General features: G+C 43.5%; 18 protein-coding genes. 10 read left to right on the top strand and 8 right to left on the bottom strand.

Annotation, left to right across the window (positions count from 1 at the left end):
- Positions 1–114: 114 nt before the first annotated feature.
- Both rpmF and MKI85_RS09240 read right to left on the bottom strand, forming a co-directional pair.
- The gene (rpmF, locus tag MKI85_RS09245; protein ID WP_086213569.1) at positions 115–297 is read right to left on the bottom strand and encodes a 50S ribosomal protein L32; all 183 of its coding nucleotides are present in this window, start codon (positions 295–297) and stop codon (positions 115–117) included.
- A 77-nt stretch (positions 298–374) separates the two neighbouring features.
- A complete protein-coding gene (locus MKI85_RS09240; RefSeq protein WP_241627094.1) occupies positions 375–935 on the bottom strand; it encodes a YceD family protein in 561 nt (186 codons plus the stop codon).
- A gap of 97 nt (positions 936–1,032) precedes the next feature.
- Here MKI85_RS09240 and MKI85_RS09235 point away from each other — a divergent pair, with 97 nt between their 5' ends.
- The 5 genes from MKI85_RS09235 to rluB all read left to right on the top strand — a co-directional run bounded on the left by MKI85_RS09235 (position 1,033) and on the right by rluB (position 5,238).
- Entirely contained in the window at positions 1,033–1,695 is a 663-nt protein-coding gene (locus MKI85_RS09235) for an elongation factor P hydroxylase (protein ID WP_241627092.1), read from the top strand.
- Between the two features lie 77 nt (positions 1,696–1,772).
- Positions 1,773–2,390, top strand: coding sequence for an L-threonylcarbamoyladenylate synthase (locus MKI85_RS09230; RefSeq protein WP_241627090.1), 618 nt, complete (start codon positions 1,773–1,775; stop codon positions 2,388–2,390).
- A gap of 330 nt (positions 2,391–2,720) precedes the next feature.
- Complete coding sequence (locus tag MKI85_RS09225; protein ID WP_241627088.1) at positions 2,721–3,512, top strand: segregation and condensation protein A; 792 nt, start codon at positions 2,721–2,723, stop codon at positions 3,510–3,512.
- Positions 3,509–4,093 (top strand): SMC-Scp complex subunit ScpB, encoded by a 585-nt coding sequence (gene scpB, locus MKI85_RS09220; RefSeq protein WP_241627086.1) that lies wholly within the window; start codon positions 3,509–3,511, stop codon positions 4,091–4,093. Before MKI85_RS09225 ends, scpB begins: the two co-directional genes overlap by 4 nt.
- 41 nt (positions 4,094–4,134) lie before the next feature.
- Positions 4,135–5,238 carry a 23S rRNA pseudouridine(2605) synthase RluB gene (rluB, locus tag MKI85_RS09215; protein ID WP_413351269.1) on the top strand — a complete coding sequence of 368 codons (1,104 nt, stop codon included), beginning with the start codon at positions 4,135–4,137 and terminating at the stop codon, positions 5,236–5,238.
- A gap of 74 nt (positions 5,239–5,312) precedes the next feature.
- Here the strand turns inward: rluB and MKI85_RS09210 are convergent, their stop codons facing one another.
- From MKI85_RS09210 to MKI85_RS09185, 6 genes are read right to left on the bottom strand one after another with little or no spacing between them, the layout of a single operon-like run.
- Positions 5,313–7,031: an ABC transporter ATP-binding protein gene (locus MKI85_RS09210; protein WP_241627084.1), complete on the bottom strand. Its 1,719-nt coding sequence runs from the start codon at positions 7,029–7,031 to the stop codon at positions 5,313–5,315.
- A gap of 13 nt (positions 7,032–7,044) precedes the next feature.
- Positions 7,045–8,187, bottom strand: a complete 1,143-nt coding sequence (locus MKI85_RS09205) for an ABC transporter permease (RefSeq protein WP_241627082.1) — start codon at positions 8,185–8,187, stop codon at positions 7,045–7,047.
- A 7-nt stretch (positions 8,188–8,194) separates the two neighbouring features.
- Positions 8,195–9,133 (bottom strand): ABC transporter permease, encoded by a 939-nt coding sequence (locus MKI85_RS09200; RefSeq protein WP_241627079.1) that lies wholly within the window; start codon positions 9,131–9,133, stop codon positions 8,195–8,197.
- A gap of 11 nt (positions 9,134–9,144) precedes the next feature.
- The gene (locus tag MKI85_RS09195) at positions 9,145–11,160 is read right to left on the bottom strand and encodes a M3 family metallopeptidase (protein ID WP_241627077.1); all 2,016 of its coding nucleotides are present in this window, start codon (positions 11,158–11,160) and stop codon (positions 9,145–9,147) included.
- A gap of 24 nt (positions 11,161–11,184) precedes the next feature.
- Positions 11,185–12,993 (bottom strand): ABC transporter substrate-binding protein, encoded by a 1,809-nt coding sequence (locus MKI85_RS09190; protein WP_241627074.1) that lies wholly within the window; start codon positions 12,991–12,993, stop codon positions 11,185–11,187.
- 13 nt (positions 12,994–13,006) lie between these two features.
- Positions 13,007–14,788 carry an ABC transporter substrate-binding protein gene (locus tag MKI85_RS09185; protein ID WP_241627072.1) on the bottom strand — a complete coding sequence of 594 codons (1,782 nt, stop codon included), beginning with the start codon at positions 14,786–14,788 and terminating at the stop codon, positions 13,007–13,009.
- Between the two features lie 729 nt (positions 14,789–15,517).
- Here MKI85_RS09185 and MKI85_RS09180 point away from each other — a divergent pair.
- The 5 genes from MKI85_RS09180 to MKI85_RS09160 all read left to right on the top strand — a co-directional run bounded on the left by MKI85_RS09180 (position 15,518) and on the right by MKI85_RS09160 (position 20,859).
- Positions 15,518–18,199, top strand: a complete 2,682-nt coding sequence (locus MKI85_RS09180) for a TonB-dependent receptor (RefSeq protein ID WP_241627070.1) — start codon at positions 15,518–15,520, stop codon at positions 18,197–18,199.
- Between the two features lie 163 nt (positions 18,200–18,362).
- Positions 18,363–19,073 carry an energy transducer TonB gene (locus MKI85_RS09175; RefSeq protein ID WP_241627068.1) on the top strand — a complete coding sequence of 237 codons (711 nt, stop codon included), beginning with the start codon at positions 18,363–18,365 and terminating at the stop codon, positions 19,071–19,073.
- Between the two features lie 28 nt (positions 19,074–19,101).
- Positions 19,102–19,974, top strand: coding sequence for a MotA/TolQ/ExbB proton channel family protein (locus MKI85_RS09170; protein WP_241627067.1), 873 nt, complete (start codon positions 19,102–19,104; stop codon positions 19,972–19,974).
- A 15-nt stretch (positions 19,975–19,989) separates the two neighbouring features.
- On the top strand, positions 19,990–20,415 hold the full coding sequence (locus MKI85_RS09165; protein ID WP_241627065.1) for an ExbD/TolR family protein: 426 nt from the start codon (positions 19,990–19,992) through the stop codon (positions 20,413–20,415).
- A 21-nt stretch (positions 20,416–20,436) separates the two neighbouring features.
- Positions 20,437–20,859 (top strand): ExbD/TolR family protein, encoded by a 423-nt coding sequence (locus MKI85_RS09160; protein ID WP_241627063.1) that lies wholly within the window; start codon positions 20,437–20,439, stop codon positions 20,857–20,859.
- The last annotated feature ends 36 nt before the right edge of the window (positions 20,860–20,895 follow it).

The following is a 20,895-nucleotide window of genomic DNA, read 5'->3' as shown; positions in this document are numbered from 1 at the left end:
TTAACACTTAATTTTGTTTTTGGTAATTGCGAAATACAACAAAAATTGGAGACAAAAAAAGGGAGCTTACGCTCCCAATTTTTTCACTAAGCTTTAAGCTTAATGCTTCGACAATTATTCAGCAGATGCTTTAGCGAACAATTGACGACCACGGTAGATACCATCTTTAGTTACGTGGTGACGACGATGCGTTTCACCAGTAGCTTGGTCTACAGTTAATGCATTCTCGGTTAAAGCGTCATGTGAACGGCGCATGTCACGGCGAGAGCGACTTTTACGGTTTTGCTGAACGGCCATGATGGCTCCTTACAAATCGAAAAAATATGGATCAGAACAAATTCAGTTGTCTTATACGCGAGAGTATAACACAAAAATTAGTTAAGTTTACCCTTCAAACCTGCCAAAACATCAAACGGGTTGTCCCGTTTTTCTTCAACAAGTTCTTCAACGGCAGGTTGGTGCTTATGTTCACAAGCATCATGCTTGGGAGACAAAGGCATCAACAATAACAATTCATCTTCTATCAGAGAGAGTAAATCAGCAGTCGCAGGTGCATCATAGCTCCCTTTGGTTGTTGCTTCACTCTCACCTAAGACGATGAAATCAGCATCCTCATCCAAGCGCTCTATCAGTGACTCATCATCCACTAGAGCTAGATGAAAATCTGAAACGAGTTTAATGTTGACCACGTCTAAACAACGTTGACATTCCATTGGAACATTCGTTTCAACACGACCATCTAGCCATACAAGACGGCGATGATACGCATCCATTGATAGCTTACAGTCTATGTTAATCAATTGATCATCAATTGATCCAACAGCTTCACGAGCAATACGAACAAAGCGAGACAAAGGCAGTTGACCTGACCATGTAAAGCCTTGTTCGGCCCATTTAAACGGCTCAATCTGTGCCGGAAAGGTATTTGCTGACATAATTAAGGCGGCAATTCTACAAATTCATCAGTTCTCTGTCAAAGATTAAGATACAATTTTGTACTTATTTAGACAGACCATTTGGGTAACTTAAGTCATGCATCTGTTGCAGCCGCAAACAGAAGTGAGTAATTCATCACTTGTGAGCACAATTTCAACTGTCGATTCTGACATTTCAAACCGCCAAGTGCAACTCTCGACGTGGGAGAATTTGTATACAGAAGCAGAACAAGTTGATTGGCTCATCTTACACTTTAATCATTGGTTTTCCCATCTGAATGTGACATTGGTCAAAGGTGACTTTGAACCTGAATATTTCCCCGCAACACAAAATGCCCCTGCTCGCATTCAATTTGCCCATGGTTTCTTTAATAGTGCATTGCATGAAATTAGCCATTGGACCATTGCAGGTGAACAACGTCGTCTCCTACCCGACCTAGGTTACTGGTACGCACCTGATGGCCGTACCCAAGAGCAACAGGCACTCTTTGAACAAGTCGAAATTAAGCCTCAAGCCATTGAATGGATGTTCGCCAAGGCCTTTGGACGTAAATTCCGTGTCTCTTTAGACAATCTCACGGGTGAAGGTGGGGATGGTTCTAACTTTAAAAACAATGTTTTTGCACAGGTGCAAGGTTATTGTGCTGGAGAAATAAAGCTACCACGCGATGCCAAATACTTGATTGACTGCATTTGTGACTGCACACGAAGTGGCAAAAGATTACAAAGTGACGAGTTTCAACGTGAAATGCTGGATTAATTACAGAAATTCATCAAAGTTAAATGACAACATGCTGTATTTTAAGCAGATAATAGATAAAAAATCAGGAGAAAAATATGTTGCACTTAAGAATACATCCTGATAATCCACAACCGCGCTTAATCAGTCAGGCAGTGGAACGCATTCGTGCGGGTGACGTGGTGATCTACCCAACCGATGCCGCTTATGCCATTGGTTGCCAAATCGGGAATAAGAATGCCATGGAACGCATTTCTCAGATTCGTGGCTTAGGACCGAAACATCAATACGCGATTCTCTGTTCTGATTTATCCGACATTGCGACCTATGCAAAAGTCGACAATGCCATGTATCGCTTATTGAAAAACAATACTCCTGCGGTCACCACCTTTATTTTACCTGCGACCAGTGAAGTGCCGCGTCGCTTGATGCATCCGAAAAAGAAAACCATTGGTCTACGCATTCCAAGTAACCCCATTTGTCAAATGCTGCTGAAAGAATTGGGCGAACCACTACTAACCAGCACCCTAATCCTGCCAGGGATTGCCGATCCGCTTGATGATCCTTATGAAATTGAGATGCAACTGGAAAAACGGATTGATGTGTTTATTGATGGTGGATTAGGTACCTTAAGCACCACCAGTATTGTGGATTTATCTGGTGACCATCCCCAAGTGATTCGTAAAGGCGTAGGAGATGTGAGCGCTTTTGAATAAGGTGATTCATCCGAGTTAGGGAGGTTTTGGACTCTAACTCTGATGTACTACACCTTTTGACCTGCTTATCTGTTGTTTCACCAACATTTTATTAGCTGACATATATAAAAAGAGGATTCCATCTATCATCACCAAAATAAATATCCACTATTTACTTACTGCTTTTTTTGTTATTTGAACGGTGAAGTAATTTATTCACACCCGAATATGCATTACACTAAGCCCTATTAAAATTATGTATTTTTTAATCGCCTCTACTTTTTCTCCCTTAAGTACTGATTCGAAAACACATAATCATGCCTTTGAAAATTCGCGTGGCCAATAACTGTAATGAATCAACCCGTCCATAATGCCATGGAAGATACGCCGCACATCCGTGTTCTGGATGAATGGCATGACTCCATCCCCGAGGATTTATACATTCCTCCAGCTGCATTTGAAATTCTTTTAGAGCATTTCGAAGGACCACTCGACTTTTTAATTTACCTGATTCAAAAAAATGGTTTCGACTTATTACAGTTAGACATTGCTCCCATTGCAGCACAGTATCTGTCTTATATGGATGCAATGAAGTCACTGAATATTGAACTCACCGCGGACTATATGGTGATGGCAGCATTATTGGCAGATTTGAAATCTCGCCTTTTACTGCCGAAACCATGCAGTATTGCCGTGGAAAAAGATCCAAAGCAGGAATTGATTGACCGCTTAGAAACCTATCTGCGCGTCAAGCAAGCGGCTGAACGCTTGGGCCAAATGAGTGTGCTTGAACGTGATACGTTTGAGACCAATGTCAGTCTGGGCGATATTGCAGTCCGTCATGAAGGCTTTTCTGTCAATCTTTTACATGATGCCTTGTTTTGCGTGTTTAACCGCCCAGAACCCGTCATGCATAAAATTGAGCAAGAACCTGTTTTGCTTGAAGAACGCATTGCCTTTATTGAACAAAAGCTGCAAGCAGGTGAAGTGTTAGAATTTATTGATTTGCTAAAACCGAGTCAGGGTCGTATGGGCGTGGTCGTGACCTTTATGGCAGTGCTTGAACTGACACGTCAGCAACGCATTCAAATTATTGGTTCAGGCATAGAGGCACCTCTTAGTGTTCAAGGAGCTCAGGCATGAACGATGTTGATCTGTTTTCACAATCCGAAATGCAGCATGAAATGTTAATGCAACTGGAGGCGATTATTTTTGCCAGTGATGCACCTGTATCATTAGCACGCCTGAAAGAAGCCTTTCAAGATCAATATTCCAAAACTGAACTGCGCCAACTGATCCAACAATTAATGGTGTTACAACATGGTCGCTCGATTGAACTGGTTGAAACTGCTCAAGGTTTCCGTTTTCAAGTGCGCGCCAAATATCGCCAAATCATTACTCAAACTTGGCCTGAGCGTCCAGCACGCTTATCGCCTTCTCTGCTCGAAATCTTAGCGGTGGTGGCTTACCATCAACCCGTGACTCGTGCGGACATTGAACAAATTCGTGGAGTCTCGAATAATAGTCAAATTCTGAGAACCCTATTTGACTGGAACTGGATTAAAGAATCTGGTTTTCGGGAACTCCCTGGAAGACCCGCGTTGTTGGTTACAACGCCACAGTTTTTAAACGCATTTGGCCTAACATCAATTGGTCAATTGCCTCCCCTACAGGATGCCAAGGAAGCTTTTATGGCTCTCGATGCGCAAGCACCGAAGTCTTAAATAGGCGAACTGTTGATGATAATTTCTAAGGTTATGCTGTCATGAGTGAAAAATTGCAAAAGGTGCTCGCGCGCGTTGGTTTAGGCTCTCGCCGTTATATGGAAGAGGTCATTGCTGCTGGTCGTGTGAGTGTCAACGGTCGTGTTGCTCAAGTGGGCGAACGTATTGAGCCAGGCGATGAGCTTCGTATCGATGGTCGTAAAGTGCAGTTCCAAATTGAAGATGAAATTCGTCGTCGCGTTCTGATTTACTACAAACCAGAAGGTGAAATTTGTTCACGTAACGATCCAGAACAACGTCCAACGGTATTTGATAATTTGCCAAGCATTGCTAATGATCGCTGGGTGATGGTGGGTCGTCTAGATATCAACTCGACTGGCTTGTTATTGTTCACAAATGATGGCGAGCTTGCAAACCGTTTAATGCACCCATCGAACGAGATTGAGCGTGAATACGCTGTACGTGTAATGGGTGAAGTGACCCCTCAACTTAAAAATAACATGCTGAAAGGTGTGGTATTGGATGATGGTCCAGCCAAGTTTGAATCATTCTCTGAAATTGGTGGTGACGGGATTAACCGTTGGTACCAAGTGGTCGTAAAAGAAGGACGTAACCGTGAAGTTCGTCGTATTTTCGAATCACAAGGTTTAAAAGTAAGCCGCCTTTTACGTACCCGTTATGGCACTGTAATTTTGCCACGCGAATTACGTACAGGTCGCTGGATGGAACTCGACAAGGGCGACATCGACAACTTAACCAAGTCAGTTGAATTAAAGCCACGTCAAGGCACAGGTTTGTACGGCATGGCGAAACGTCGTACTGAACGTATGCAAGATAAACCTTTGGCAGCACGCCGTGGTGGTTTCTTACGTCAGCAACGTCGTGACAATGAAGATGAAGGTCAACAAAAACCAACATTTAACCGTGAACGTCGTGAAAACCCGAATGGTCATACACACCGCCGTCAGGACAATGCGCAATCAGGTTACGGTCAGCGTGAACAACGTCAAAGCTCTGGCTACGCACAACGTGACAACCGTTCTGACAACTTTGGCAACAAAGGCGCTTATGGTCAACGCGACAATCGCGATGAACAAGCGCCGCGTAAACCATTTGGCACAAACAAAAGCTTTAAGAAGTTTTAATTAGCTGCCTACAGATATTTAAAAAAACCGCCTTAGGGCGGTTTTTTTATCACCCTGCATTAAGACATACTTTGCTAGATGCCTTTTGGAATCGCACCTAGCAGTCGTTTGGTGTACTCATGCTGCGGAGTCTGATACAGATCATCCGAGTTGGCAATTTCAACGATATCCCCATGATTCATCACCATAATTTGATCGGAAATGTATTTCACTACCGATAGATCATGGGAGATAAAGATGTAACTCAAGCCAAATTCATCCTGTAAATCTTGCAGTAAATTCAAGACTTGGGCTTGAACCGACACATCTAATGCCGACACTGATTCATCACAGATCAGAATTTCCGGTTTTAAAGTCAAACATCGGGCAATGGCTATACGCTGTCGCTGCCCACCAGAAAACTCATGCGGATAACGATGAAATGCGGAGGCTGGTAAACTCACCCGTTCCAGTAAATCCAAAGCGATTTTTTTCCGCTCAGCATCGTTAGTACCAATGCCATGCACCTGCATGGGTTCCAACAAAATTTGTCCCACGGTAAAGCGCGGGTTTAAAGATGCATAAGGATTTTGAAAAATAATCTGAATTTTACGTTGAAACTGGGCAAACTGCTTCTCCGACATTGCCAAGATATCTTGCCCATAAATCCGAGCGGTTCCGCCTGAGGCTTGTTGCAAGCGCATCAGCAGTAGACCAATGGTGGTTTTCCCCGAACCTGACTCACCGACCAAGCCCAAGGTTTTGCCTTTCGCCAATTGAAATGACACCCCTTTGACGGCTTGAAATTCCTCACGACCAAATAATCCTTTACGACTATAAAAGGATTTCTTCAGATCTCGCACATCCAGAATAATTTCCTCATTGCCTTTTAAACCCCGTGGTCGCTGTGCTCGCGGCTGATCGGCTACACCTAGCTCTACCCAAGTTTGACCTTGTTGTTGCATAAAATCACTGATCATTGGCAGTCGAAATGGACGCTGCGACAATTGTGGACGACATTGTAATAAGGCACGTGTATAAATATCTTGCGGTTGTTCAAGAACTGACTTGACTGCACCTTGCTCACGAATTTCACCATGCCGCATCACGATCACTTCATCAGCAATTTCACTGACCAATGCTAGATCATGCGTGATAAACAGCATCGACATTTGTCGGCGTTGTTGTAAATCCTGTAATAAATCCAGAATTTGCTTTTGGATGGTCACATCCAGTGCCGTTGTCGGTTCGTCTGCAATCAGTAACTTCGGTTCACAGGCAATTGCCATCGCAATCATCACCCGCTGTTGCTGCCCACCAGAAAGTTGGCTGGGATAGGCATCAATTTTGGTTTCAGCGGACGGTATTCCAACTTCTTTTAGCAGCTCTAAAGTGCGTGCTCTGGCTTGCTTACGCCCCATCGCCAAATGCAGTCTGAGCACTTCTGCAATTTGATCGCCCACGGTAAAAACAGGATTGAGTGAAGACATCGGCTCCTGAAAAATCATGGCAATGTCCTTACCACAGACCTTGCGCATCTCTGCTCGGGACAACGTGAGTAAATTAACCCCCTCAAATACAATTTTACTTTCAGCCGAAATTTGACTTTGCTCTGGTGGCAATAAACCCATGGTCGCCAGTGACGTGACTGATTTACCACTACCCGATTCACCGACTAAGGCAACCGTGGTATTGGTCGGAATTTCAAATGAAATCCCTTTGACTGTTTCAATATATTGTTTATTTTCGCCTTTAAAACTAACTTTAAGATTTTCAACTTTTAATAAGATTGAGTTTTGCTCTAATTCGGTCATGTTCATTCACCTCTTATTTTAGTTTTGGGTCCAATGCATCACGCAATGCATCGGTAAACATGGAAAATGCCGTGACCAAGACTGCCATCGCGACCGAAGCCGCCGCCAGTTGCCACCATTTACCTAAAATCAATTCACTTTGCGCTTCATTCAGCATACTGCCCCATGACACCACACCCACAGGAACACCAAAACCCAAGAAGCTAAGAATGACTTCGGACTTAATAAACGCGACGACAAGAATGGAGATTTGCACCAAAGCGATATGACTGACGTTCGGGAAAATATGTACAAACATGCGTCGAAAATGACTGACTCCAATGGCTTTGGCTGCCAGTACATACTCACGTGAGGTATGTTTCATATACTCGGCACGAATCAGTCGATAAACCCCCGTCCAGCCTGTTAAACCGAGGATCAGGACAATCGAGAGAATGCCTTTTTGCTGTAATACCGCTGCAATCGCTAAGATCAATAACAGATAAGGAATAGAGGTAAAGATGTTATAAAACCAGTTCAAAACATCATCGACCCAGCCACCAAAATAGCCCGAAATTGCTCCAAGTACCGTACCAATCACCACCGCCAATAGCGCAGCGACAACACCAACAATAATGGAAGTTTCTGCACCTTTAATGGTTTTTTGCAGCACATCTTGCCCCCATTTGTCGGCACCAAATGGCAAGGTTTGTTTTAATTCCACTTGCTGATCGAGTAAATGACCATCCAGCTGTTGATCAATTGCCCGCATATCTTCAGCCAATGGATCGGTTACGCCATAATAATCTATTGCAGCACCTGTACCCTGCTCTTTGGCAATTTCGGCATTGAGTTCACGAATCACATCTTTTAAAGGATCGACAGGATTTTCAGGTAAAACTTGTGGTTGAACCTCCTCTTTTTCAGATATTTCACTGACAGGAGCTGCGCCAATAAACGTCGGTGGTGCATAACTGACTGCCACTTCTTTATTCCAGTTCGAGGCAATCACCCCCGTCATTGATAAGAGCAACATCAGAAAATAACACAGCACTATAAACAATGAGATCATCGCTATTCGATCTGCCTTTAAACGGCGCATCGCAAGTTGCCAAAGCCCAGAAGACGCAGTTTCCGAGGTATCCAGTGCTTTTCTTTTAAATATCACACTTAGCATAGTTCACCTACTTCAACTGTACGCGAGGATCGACCAGCTTATACACCAGATCGGCAATCAGGTTAAAAATCATGGTGGCAGCTGCAACATAAACGGTAATGGCTTTAATCACAGGAAAATCACTGCGTTCAACCGCAATAATCACTTCTCGTCCAATGCCAGGAATACCAAAAAAGCGTTCAATCAAAAATGCCCCAATCAGCAAAGCAGGTAAACTTGCCATGACATCGGTAATAATTGGAATAGACGCATTACGCAATATATGCACGCCAAGAATACGGCTTTCACCAACCCCTTTGGCACGTGCAGTACGAACATAATCCTGATTGACTTCGTCCAGAACAAAGCTGCGGTAGAGTCTTAAGGTCGGTGCAATGCTGACGACCAGCATAATGAAAATCGGCAATAAGGCGTATTTAAACAGGTTTTCACTAAAGCTATCACTCCAACCTTGCACAGGGAACCAACTGAGTTGATAAGCAAAGACATATTGAAAAACAATGATGTAGACTAAAATACTAATCGACATACCAATGGTACACATCATCATGACCATACGGTCGGTTAAAGTGCCGCGTACCGCAGACACTGCCAATGCCAGAATAATCGAGATGACAGTTTGTAAAATGGTGAGTGGAATTAATAGCGTTAGTGATGGACCTAAACGTGTGGTGATAATTTGTGAAACAGACTCGCCTGTACTCCAGCTCAGACCATAATCAAACGTCAGAATCTGTTTGATGAAAATCCAGAGCTGCACATAGTAGGGTTGATCCACACCCAACTGTTGACGAATATTTTCAATCTGTTCTGGATTGGACATTTTACCTGCCAGAATATAAGCAGGATCTCCTCCCACCCAGTTAAACAGAAAGAAGATCAGCAGCACCACTCCGAGCATAGTCGGAATCATCTGCCATAGGCGACGTATGATATATGCCAGCATCTCGATGCCCTCTATTTAACCCGTTGACCGGTAATTTCATCAAAAAAGGCTTTGTTGTCTGGTTTACGACCCAAGAAATCTTTGACCAAATCTTCCGCTGGTTTCTGCCCGCCTTGCGATAAAATGGTCTGACGATAACGCTGCCCCACTTCGGGATTATTCAAATTATTACCAAAGGCAGATAACATGTCTAAAGCCATCACTTCAGACCACATATAGCCGTAATATCCGACTTGATAGCCGCCCATGATGTGTCCAAACTGCCCTGGAAATTCCGTCGTTGGAACATAGCCCAACGCGGTTGCCCCTTCCATTTTCTTCCAGACCTCTAAAGGCTGCACCTTTAAAGCATCGCTACCATGCAATGCCATATCGTATTGGGCGTAAAGGGTTTGGCGGGCATAGTGTAAACCCCGACCATAGCTGTGTACTGCATTCAGTTTGGCAATCAGCGCATCATCCACCCGCGGACACTTGGTTTGGCAATAGTCTGCAACTTTCGATAAAGTCTCTTTACGTCTTGCCCACTCCTCATACATTTGCGAAGGTGCTTCAACAAAATCACGCTCTACCGAGGTGCCTGATTGCACTGAATAGCGGGTATTCGATAAAATGCCATGCAACGCATGCCCAAACTCGTGCACAAAGGTTTCCAGCTCATCACTGTTTAAGCCATTGCGATTGAAGTTGGTCACCAAAGCTGAAATTGGTTTGCGTCCTGTAAGGCTGCTGCCACCATAAACACCCCACACCGCGGCATGTCCATATTTGCCTTCACGCGGGAACTTATCGACATACAATCCCCCCAGAAGTTGTCCTGTTTTCTGATCCGTAACATCGTAATATTCAACTTCATTTTGCCAAACATCAACTTTGACAGGCTTAAATTGAATACCATAGAGATCGGATGAAATCACAAATAACCAGTCCTGTGCCGCTTGGGTTGGGAAATACTCGCGCATTTTTTCTTGATCGACCTGATACTTGGCTTTACGTAGTTTTTCGCTCCAATACGCCTCACTCCAGCGCTCAATTTTGGCTTGTTCAAGCGGAATGTTTAAAGTTTTGGCTTTGAATTCACGCAGTGTTTCGACTTCTTTTTTCTCCAAAGGTGCAACGGTTGCATGCACCTCAGACAGAAACTTATTCACGTTTTCAGGCGTTTCTGCCATACGTTTATGCAGCGCCCACTCGGCATAGCTAGATTTACCAAACAATTGTGCCAGTTCATAACGCAAGTCCATGGCTTGTTTCAGCAAGCCCAAATTACGCTCGCCACCTCGGCGGGTATAGGCAATTTGATAACGCTTGCGTGCAGCATCGTTATCTGCCAATTCCATGAAAGGACGATATTCAGGATATTCAAAACCAAGTAAATAATTGCCTTTGTCATTCTGCTTTAAGGCGTCGATATAGCTTTGTGGCAATCCTTTTAATTCAGCAGGTGTAAATTCTAGCTTTTGCGGATTATCACGCACATTACGTGCATACTCCTGCTCAATCTTCGCCAGTTCCGCCAAAATCACTTTCAAGCGCACCTGCTTTTCGACACTTAACTGAATCCCTGTTTTTTCGAAATCGTTGAGTAAGTCTTCACGAAACTTGCTATCAATTGCATCAGTGGCTTTAGTATTCTTAATTTGTTGATACAGTTTTGGATTTTGATAAATATCGGTCTGGAACTGACTAATCTTGATTTCACAATCTTCAGCCGCTATACGCAGTGCTGGATCTGGGGAAACATTACTGTATAAGCCAATCGGTCCATAAAAATCTTCAAAGGAGGCAAATATACGATCCCATTCTGCAAGTACAGGTGCTGCATTATTTTGTGCCTGCATCGGCTTGGCTGCAAAGATCTTGAGCTGCTTTTGAATGTCCTGAATTTTGGCATCACACAAGGCAGGAATTTCTTTGGCTTGAAATTGCGGCAAGGTCTGACGCGTGGGAGAATCTGCAAAAGCAAACTGCTGTGCAGCAAAAGTTAAAACGCCGAGTGCGGTCAATTTGAAAGTCGGATGATTCATCATTACTCCAGTTTTATTTAATTTCTATTTCTTCATATCAATATCGATGTACATCCATTCCGCAGGCAGAATCGGATGCTTTTTAAAACCAATCACGCGGGGTTGTGCCAAGACATTGCGATAACGTGCGCCAATGATCTGTACCGGCATATACACTTCGAGCAAGCGTGACATTTTCCGATACAGTGCGTTCCGTTCTGGGCCGGGTGTCATTTTCTGGCTTTGTTCATATAAACGGTCATATTCAGGAATTTTGACGCAAGCATTGTTGGTCACATTGATGTTTTTGCCATAGAACAACTGCATAAAGTTGTCGGCATCTGGATAATCCGCAATCCAAGCCGAACTCTTAAACATGGTCTTGCACTGTTTTTCCAATTTCAGAGCTTCAGCAAAAGGTAAAGACTGCGTGCTCATTTTAATTTTGATGCTGTCCAGCGTTTTTTTCCAAAACTCTGCCTGTTGCTGACTGCGTGCATTATTGCCCGAGATGGTCATATTAATTTGCAAAGGTTTGCCATTGGGCAAAGTTCGCCAACCATCTGCACCGACTTTATACTGATAACGATCTAACAGCAGATTGGCAGCTTTGACTGAATACGGAATACTGCTTTTATAGTTGGGATCATAACCGACCACCCCATTTGGAATCGGAGCTTGTAAACGTTCCGCATCGCCTTTTTGCAAAATACTGATGTAATTTTCAGGAGAGAATGCCATCGCCATGGCACGGCGCAATGCGATTTTGTCTTTACTAAAGCCCCCCACAACAGGGTTTTGCATGTTCCAATAATGATAATCAACTGAAGGATCGGTAATCCGTGACAGTTGTACGCCCTTTTTCGCCAATTCAGGTTTGAGCTGGCCATTTTGCAGAGCCTGAACGGTTAACTCACCATCCAAGGCAAACAGATCAACTTCATCTTTAATAAAAGACAACCAGCGTGATTGCCCTTCCTCCATCACTTGAATATCAATCACGCCAATTTGCGGCATTTTTTTGCCTTGCATGGCTTGCACAATTTTCTGATCTTCTGCCGACGTCGCCTTAAAGTTCCAGACAAAACTACGAAAATCGGGATTGGCTTTTAAAATAATACGTGAGCCTGGCGTCCAGCGGGTCAGCAGATAGGGTCCTGTACCCACAGGATGCCCCATCACAAAACCTGCTTTGTCTCGATATTTTTCAATCACTTCACGCGCAACTGCGCCTGCTGGCTGATGTGCCAGCAGCATTGGAAAGTTCTGATCTGGACTGGTCAAACGAATGACCAAGGTATAACGATCTGGAGTTTGTAAACCTGCAACGGGCTGATCGTAATTAAACTTGCCAGTTTTGGTCGCTTGTTTCAGCACCGCATCCATCCCTAAAATACGTCCATCGAGCAACCAGCTATTGGGAGAACGTAAGTTCGGATCGAGCAAGCGTTTAAAGGTATAGACATAATCTGCCGAGGTCAGTTCACGCTTTTTGCCTTTAAAGACAGGATCAGCAGCAAAATAAATGCCCTTTTGAAGATGAATGGTATAGGTCAAACCATCGGCACTAACTTCGGGTAAAGCTGCTGCTGTACGCGGCACCAGCTTGGCAGGCGAAGCTAAATAATCGTAGGTAAATAAGGTTTCAAAGATTGAACCATTTACATGTGCTGAATACAGATCATGGACACCTGCGGGGTCAAATCCTGTTTCAGCCACGGGGAACACGTAACGCAAAACTTTATGCGGATCGGCAGGGCTTTGTGCCCAGACACTCACAGAGCTTGTGATTAAAAGGCTGCCTGCCAATCCCCCTTTCACCCAATGCTGCATTTTTTGATTCAACTGTTTCATTCTTCTTCCAAACTCATTTATTTTTTACAGGCTGTATATCAAGATATTGCCAGTTGGTATTCATCATCGGATGGGCTTTAAAGCCCTGAACTTGTGGATGCAGCAACCAGTTACGAATACGACTGCTATGAATAATCCATGGATTATCGGCTTCTATTTGACGGCTTAATTTTTCGTAATAAGGCAGACGTTGCTGAGGCGCTAAACTCAACATTTGTTGATATAGCGCATCATACGTTTTGGATTGATAGCAGCTTAAATTGCCCTGCGCTGCATTCGGTCCATACAACAACTGGGCAAAATTTTCCCCTTCTGGGTAGTCTGCAATCCAAGCACCACCCCAGACCATATATTTGCATTGGGTGGCGGCCTTTAAGTTATCGGCAAAATTACTGACCTGAAAATCAACCCGAATCCCGATGGCATCCAGATTCTTTTTCCATAATTCCGACTGCACCACCGAACTGGAACTGTTTTCGGTCATAAACTTTAAGGTCAGCGGTTTGCCCGTCGGTAAAGTACGATAACCATCTGCACCCTTTTTATAGCCAAAGCGATCCAACAGCTTATTAGCTAGAACGGGGTTATAAGCCAGACTACTACGGTAATTGGGATTAAAACCTTGAACGCCATCTGGAATCAGCATTTCCGACTTCACCGCCTGTCCCTTATAGAGTTGTTTAATCGCTTCATCTTGATTAAACGACAAGCTAATGGCACGGCGTAAAGCAATTTTGTCGAGACTGAATCCGCCCACAATCGGATCTTTCATGTTGAACATGGTGTAGGTAATTTCAGGATCTTTGTTAGGATAATGCTGAATGCCTTGCTTCACCAATTCAGGTTTTAGCTTCTGACCATCCAGTGCCTGTGGCACAGCATTCGAGGTCAATTTATCAAAGTCGAGCTGCCCTGTTTTAAATGCCAACCAGCGCGATTGCTCTTCCTCAATAATACTGACCTCGACTTTACCAATTTGCGGCATCTGTTTGCCCGACATCTGCTGCACCAGTTGGTTGTCCCAAGCCGTACCTGTCGATTTAAAATTCCAGACAAAACCACGGTAATTCGGATTGGCTGTCAATTCAATTTTGCTACGAGGCACATACTTACTCAGTTGATAAGGTCCTGTGCCGACTGGATGCTGTGCAATCCGATCACCATAATACTCAACCACTTCCCGCGCGGTCGCGCCAAAAGTCACATAAGCCAGAATATATTGAAAATTATAATCAGGACGGGTCAGGGTAATTTGTAAGGTATAAGGATCCAGTGCTTTTAAACCTGCAATTGGGGCATCGTAATTAAACCTCCCCATTTTCTTAGCCAGTGCATTGGCTTCATTGCCACCCACAATTTTCCCATCAATAAACGAGTAGGTGGTGGAACGGTTTTTCGGATCTAAAATACGCTGAATACTGTAAATATAATCTTGGGCTTTCAGCTCGCGACGCTGCCCTTTGAATGCTGGATCAGGCGAAAAATAAATCCCAGGTTTAATTTTAAAGGTATATACCTTGCCATTCTGCTCAATCCGCGGCAAAGCTTGTACTGTATTGGGAACCAATTGCACGGGGCGAGCCAGATAATCATATTTCAGCAAAGGCTCAAAAATGACTTCGGCTATTTTTCCACTGTAAAAATTGTAGGTTTTGACCATATCAAAACCATCATCAGGTGCTTCCATCGCCACGTGTAAAATCTTGTTGGACTGTGCCGCAGCATTGGCTTGCAGTATACAGCCCGATGAAATCAGCAGGGTTAAAATGGCAATTCTTAAATTTTTGGCTTCCAATTTTTACCGTTCCTGTGATACCCGCATAAGTGCTGGTTTATTCATTGTTTTTAAACTGTTGTGTTTGTTGTTATCCATTTTCCATTTAAGCAAATTCTCTCGCATTAGTCCTCTGCTTAAGTGATGAATCAACAATGATTTGATCCTAAAGCGAATTCCGTGCCATCCCGAAAAACTTGCTCGTGTTTAAAAAATTCGCATACTTTAAAGTTATTTTTTATTAGATATTTATCGTATTTTTATCTAATTATTTTCTTCATCCAATTGACCAAAAACGACAACTCAACAGCATATAAAATACCCTTACACAATGCACAAAAAAAACTCATACATGATACATAATTGCACATTCCTTATTTTTTTATAACAACAAATACAACCAAATATTTGTTTTTTAAAGTTTTTATTATTAATATGTTTTATAAAAATAATTTATAATTTCATAAAAAATAGAGCAAATAGTTTACTTTTTAAACATAAATTAAAAATACACAAAAACAAGCCTGACTTTAAGTTCCAAATTGACGCATTTTCACTCTCCCTCATCATTTCAGCATTCCTACTTATATAGCTAATACAACTTGTGAATAAAATCACACTTTAAAATTATAATATTTATATATTTCAATCACATATATTTATATAAAGCATTAAAAAACAAATTGGCATCTGAATTGCTTAAATCAACCCAGCAATCTTGCTAAATACAAAAAAAGGATTACTTTTACTATGATAAAGAACAAAAATGCTAAGGTGGCGGTCAAGCCGTCAATTAGCAAAGCAATTCTTAAATTAAGTACGCTTAGTTTAAGTATGATGTGCTTGTCTTTAGCTCATGCCGAAGAAACCGAAAGTACAGAAATACAAGAACAACCCGTAAAAGTTGCCAAAGTCACAGTAACAGGATCTTCAATTAAAGGGGTTGCCGCACAAAGTGCCTCCCCAATTACAATTATTAAAGGCGAAGACTTAACCAATCAGGGGATTACAACCGTAGAAGAAGCCTTGACCAAGGTCAGTGCCAACCAAGCGGGCTATTCAACTGCTCAAAATGTCGGGGCAAGTAATACCGAAGGCTCATCTGCCAACTTGCGTGCCCTCGGCACAGATAAAACCCTTGTGCTTTTGAATGGTCGTCGCCTCGCCTATAGTCCATTCAGTACTTCGACCACCAACCTAAATATCATCCCGATGGCGATGATTGATCGAATTGAAATTTTACGTGACGGCGCTTCAGCGGTCTATGGGGCCGATGCGATTGCAGGGGTGATCAACTTCATTACCAAAAAAAGTTATGAAGGTTTAAGTATAAGTGGCGGTCTGGTTCAACCTGAACAATCAGGTGGAGACAAACAAGACATCCAAATCTTTGGGGGTTATGGCGATTTAGATGAACAAGGCTTTAACGTGTTTGGTGTGGTGGACTATCGTCGCTCCAATGACATTATGGCAAAAGATCGCAAGGTCAGTAAGCGCGGCGGTGTATTACCCGAACTTGGTATTGATGCCAGTTCTGCCAATGGTTTCCCTGCCAATTTCTATGACCCAACCACAGGAACCTTGGGCAATCCATATGGCAATGCCAACTGTAATAACTCAGCCAATGTGGTGGCAGATGGCGGTCTGTGTTACTTAAACACCCAAGCCTTGATCGGCATTGTGCCTGAAACAGAAACCATTTCTGCTATGGGTCGAGGTACGCTCAAACTGAGCGATACCTTTAACGCGATTGGTGAATATATTTATTCTCGCAGTGAAGTCACCACTTCCATTGCACCCGACGTTTACAGTCGCTCAGTCACCCTTCCATCCACCAGTCCTTACTACCCTGGCAATGGTATTACCCCTGCGGTCAGCGGTTTAAGTGGCGATCCACTGCAGCTGTATTTACGCTCCCAAGCTGGCAACCGCGTATCCCAATCGGTGAATGAATCGCACCGTGCCTTTGCTGGTATTGAAGGCGAAGCCTATGGCTGGGATGTCAATGCTGGGGTGACCTATGCCAAAAGTGAAGCCACAGATAGTTTTGTCAGTGGTTACTTGAACCGCAGCCAATTACAAGCAGCCTTAGATGATGGCTCCATTAACCCCTTTGGTGCCAGTGCAGACTCGAGTTTATGGAATTCCTTTGCCGTGTCAGGTGACTCGAATATTGCCACGCTAGATTCAACCACAATTGATTTTACATTCAGTCGTCCAATTTTCACCTTACCTGCGGGTGATGTTGGTTTCGCAATTGGCGGTAGCTTTACCACTCAAGACTGGGAATCTAAAGTGAATCAAGAAATTGTGAGTCAAGTCCCAAGTAGTGGTATTGACCCTAATGAGCCTGTCAACACAGGTAATCGAGACATCACTGCGGTATTTACCGAGTTACAGATTCCAATTACTCAAACTTTAGAAGCACAACTGGCTGCCCGATATGATGACTATAGCGACTTTGGCGATACCTTTAATCCGAAAGTTGCATTCCGTTGGGAACCTTTAAAACAACTAATGCTGCGTACTTCATACAGCACAGGTTTCCGTGCCCCAAGTTTATGGGAAATGAATGCACCTCAAAGTCAGACCTACACGGGTGCAAAATATGATGACCCTGTACTCTGCCCAGGCGGTACTGCCAGCTCTCCACAATACCAGACTGAATGTAATACCCAATTCATGCGTATGCAGGGTGGTTCATCTGACCTAGAGCCTGAAGAATCTACTTCATTTAACGCAGGTTTCGTGTTTGAGCCTGTTAAAAATCTAGTCTTCACCCTCGACTACTACAATATTGAAATTGAAAACCTGATCGGTCTGATTGGTGAAACTACAATTTTCTCAGACCCTGTGAAATATGCTGACCGCTTTGTACGTGACTCAGAAGGACGTATCGAATACATCAACACCACACTGGTGAATATGGGGGGCATTAAAACCGAAGGTTTGGACGTTTCTCTAAACTATCAAACACCTATGACGGCAACGGGTCGTTTTGGTTTCGGCATTGATGGCACTTATGTCATGAAATATGACCGCCAAGAAGAAAAAGGCGGTGAATGGGAAAGTGTAGTTGGTACTTATGATGACCCTGCTGTATTGCGCTGGAAGCACGTTGCCAACATTAACTGGAGTTATGAAAACTGGAAGCTGATCTTTGAACAAGAATTCTTCCGCGGTTATAACGACCAAAATGCGACAGGTGATGATGCCTATGACCATCACAAAGTCAGTGACTACACCCTCTACAACCTTTCAGGAACCTACAAAGGCTTTAAAAATCTGGAGCTAACTGCGGGCATTAAAAACATGTTTGATGCAGAACCAGCAGCATCGAACGTACTGGATAACTTCCAATACGGTTATGACCCACGCTATAGCGACCCAACGGGACGCGCTTACTTCATGCGAGGTACTTACAAGTTCTAATGGGCGTTCTGTTCATACTGTCTTGAACACCTCCAGCAAGACAGTATGGGCAAAACATTTCATCCTTCGTTTAGCCAAACAACAAATACCGTCAAACCGCCCATCTTCCGTGAGCAGTGATGCGTGAACGATTTATTGTTTGTCTCAAATTTCAGGAGTAACAATGGGCACGAGTTTCACCGCATTAGAGAATAATTCAGCCAAACGCCTGATTGGTATTGGGGCAGTCATTTTTCTGCATCTTCTTATTTTCTATGCCCTTATGGAAGGTTTATCCAAAACCATACATAAGCCAGAAGAACAAACTGTTGAATTGATGATTATTCAAGATCAACCACCTGAACCCGAAAAGCCAAAACCCAAAGAGATTCCACCTGAACCACCGAAGTTGGTCAAAGAGGTGCAGAAAACCCCAGAACCGGAAAAACCTGTAGAAAAAGTTGAGCGCGTACAAAAGACAGCCCCTGTCACACCGACCCAGCCTGTTAAAGCTGCCACACCAACACCTACCGCGGCACCTTCTCCAAGCCCTGTAGCAGCACCCGCACCTGTTGCGGCAGCAGCAACACCAGCCCCTGCACCTAAACCTGCGGGTGTAACTCGTGGCGTTTCGCGTGGTGAAGCAGGCTGCAAATCGCCAGATTATCCGCGTGATGCGCTCATGAATGAAGAACAAGGTGCAGTCACGATTTCGGTTTTGGTCGGCACCAACGGTAGTGTGATCGACACCAAAATCAAAAAATCCAGTGGTAGTAAAAATTTAGACCGTGCGGCATCCAAAGCCTTTAGCCTCTGCACCTTTAAACCCGCAATGAAAGATGGCGAAGCACAAGAGTCCTGGTATGACATTCCCTATGAATTTGTCTTGAACTAATGAATTAAACAAAAATTGGAGCATATAAATGAATAATATGATGAATCCTGTAAAAAAAATCGCAGCCGCGAGCTTAATTGCAGCAAGCACCCTACTCCCAATTCACCCTGCATTTGCAGAAGATGCTGCCCCTGCAACCACCACAGCGGTGACTTCGACCAACACCGCCACTGCACCGCAACCACCTGCCAAAGCAGATGCTACGCCTGCATATAATCCTTATGGTTTAGAAGCGATGTGGAAAGAAGGTGACATGGTGGCAAAAACGACCCTGTTTATTTTGGTGATGATGTCAATTGGCACGTGGTACATCATGATTACCAAACTGCTGCAACAGTCCAAAATTAAAGGACAAGGTCGCAAAGCCGATGCTGAATTCTGGGATGCCAGCACCCTCGAAAATGCAACAGATAGCTTAGAAAAAGACAGTGTATTCCGCTTTATTGCCGAAAAAGGCATTCATTCCACCAAAAATCATGAAGGTACCTTATTAGAACGCATTGACTTCAATACTTGGGTGACCATTTCCATTCAACGTGCCATCGACAAAATTCAAAGTCATTTGAGTGGTGGCTTGGCATTTCTAGCAACAGTCGGTTCAACCGCACCATTTGTAGGTCTGTTTGGTACGGTTTGGGGAATTTACCATGCACTCACCGCCATTGGCATGTCGGGGCAAGCGTCGATTGACAAAGTTGCAGGTCCCGTGGGTGAAGCGCTGATTATGACGGCGATTGGTCTTGCAGTCGCAGTTCCAGCAGTTCTTGGCTATAACTGGTTAACTCGCCGTAATAAAGCGGTGATGGAAAATGTCCGTACTTTTGGTTCTGATTTACATACTGTTTTACTCAGTGGTGAAATCAGCAGTAATCCAAATCATAAAAAAGTCGTCAACAAATAAAAGAGGACATCAAGCATGGGCATGATGGTCAGTTCAGATGATAGTGAAGATGATGTAATCGGCACCATTAATACAACCCCGCTGGTTGATATTATGTTGGTTTTACTGATTATTTTCCTAATAACGGTGCCTGTAGCCATTCATACAGTGCCGGTAAAATTACCTGAGGAAAAAAATACGCCTTATGCCAATAAACCTGAAAATATTCAGCTTGCTGTGAATAAAAATGGTGATGTGTTCTGGAATGAAAAATATATCGGAGACAAAGCCACTTTATTAACACGATTACAAGTAGAGGCACAAAAACGCCCTCAACCTGAAGTACACATTCGGGGTGATCAGTTCACCCACTTTGAAGCGATTGATCAGGTCATCAATGCAACCAAACAAGCTGGGATTGGCAAAATTGCATTTGTTACCACTCCCCCAGCGTCACCATAATCGGGTCAGAAGGAGCAAGTTATGGGTATGAATGTTGGCTCAAATGATGACGATGATGTACTGCTCGATGTCAACATGACACCGTTAATTGATGTGATGTTGGTGTTGATCATTATGTTTATTATCACCATCCCTATTCCCAATAATGCCATCAACATTAATTTGCCGAATGGTGCTCCACCACCACAAAGCAATGAACACCCACCTGAGATCATCAATCTCAAATTAGATGCACAAGGTAAAATTTTCTGGAATGATCAGCCTGTAGAAAATAAGCAAGCCTTGGAAAGTTTATTACTGACGGTGGCGAAAAAGGCAGAACCAGATCAGATTAAACTGCAGCCTGACCGCATGACCGAGTACAAACAAGTCGCGATGGTTATGGCGATGGCACAGCGTCTGAATATCACAAAAATCGGGATTGAAAGTAACACTTCACTTTAATCTTATCGAAAAAAAATCCGCATTTCGTGTTATGTG

It is taken from the genome of Acinetobacter zhairuonensis, from assembly GCF_022601715.1.
Classification (GTDB): domain Bacteria; phylum Pseudomonadota; class Gammaproteobacteria; order Pseudomonadales; family Moraxellaceae; genus Acinetobacter.
This window is presented reverse-complemented; position numbering and strand designations above follow the sequence as displayed.

Bases quoted from the DNA above. Each gene is read 5' to 3' on its own strand.
- rpmF (WP_086213569.1), bottom strand. From the start codon at position 297: ATGGCCGTTCAGCAAAACCGTAAAAGTCGCTCTCGCCGTGACATGCGC.
- MKI85_RS09240 (WP_241627094.1), bottom strand. From the start codon at position 935: ATGTCAGCAAATACCTTTCCGGCACAGATTGAGCCGTTTAAATGGGCC.
- MKI85_RS09235 (WP_241627092.1), top strand. From the start codon at position 1,033: ATGCATCTGTTGCAGCCGCAAACAGAAGTGAGTAATTCATCACTTGTG.
- MKI85_RS09230 (WP_241627090.1), top strand. From the start codon at position 1,773: ATGTTGCACTTAAGAATACATCCTGATAATCCACAACCGCGCTTAATC.
- MKI85_RS09225 (WP_241627088.1), top strand. From the start codon at position 2,721: ATGAATCAACCCGTCCATAATGCCATGGAAGATACGCCGCACATCCGT.
- scpB (WP_241627086.1), top strand. From the start codon at position 3,509: ATGAACGATGTTGATCTGTTTTCACAATCCGAAATGCAGCATGAAATG.
- rluB (WP_413351269.1), top strand. From the start codon at position 4,135: ATGAGTGAAAAATTGCAAAAGGTGCTCGCGCGCGTTGGTTTAGGCTCT.
- MKI85_RS09210 (WP_241627084.1), bottom strand. From the start codon at position 7,031: ATGACCGAATTAGAGCAAAACTCAATCTTATTAAAAGTTGAAAATCTT.
- MKI85_RS09205 (WP_241627082.1), bottom strand. From the start codon at position 8,187: ATGCTAAGTGTGATATTTAAAAGAAAAGCACTGGATACCTCGGAAACT.
- MKI85_RS09200 (WP_241627079.1), bottom strand. From the start codon at position 9,133: ATGCTGGCATATATCATACGTCGCCTATGGCAGATGATTCCGACTATG.
- MKI85_RS09195 (WP_241627077.1), bottom strand. From the start codon at position 11,160: ATGAATCATCCGACTTTCAAATTGACCGCACTCGGCGTTTTAACTTTT.
- MKI85_RS09190 (WP_241627074.1), bottom strand. From the start codon at position 12,993: ATGAAACAGTTGAATCAAAAAATGCAGCATTGGGTGAAAGGGGGATTG.
- MKI85_RS09180 (WP_241627070.1), top strand. From the start codon at position 15,518: ATGATAAAGAACAAAAATGCTAAGGTGGCGGTCAAGCCGTCAATTAGC.
- MKI85_RS09175 (WP_241627068.1), top strand. From the start codon at position 18,363: ATGGGCACGAGTTTCACCGCATTAGAGAATAATTCAGCCAAACGCCTG.
- MKI85_RS09170 (WP_241627067.1), top strand. From the start codon at position 19,102: ATGAATAATATGATGAATCCTGTAAAAAAAATCGCAGCCGCGAGCTTA.
- MKI85_RS09165 (WP_241627065.1), top strand. From the start codon at position 19,990: ATGGGCATGATGGTCAGTTCAGATGATAGTGAAGATGATGTAATCGGC.
- MKI85_RS09160 (WP_241627063.1), top strand. From the start codon at position 20,437: ATGGGTATGAATGTTGGCTCAAATGATGACGATGATGTACTGCTCGAT.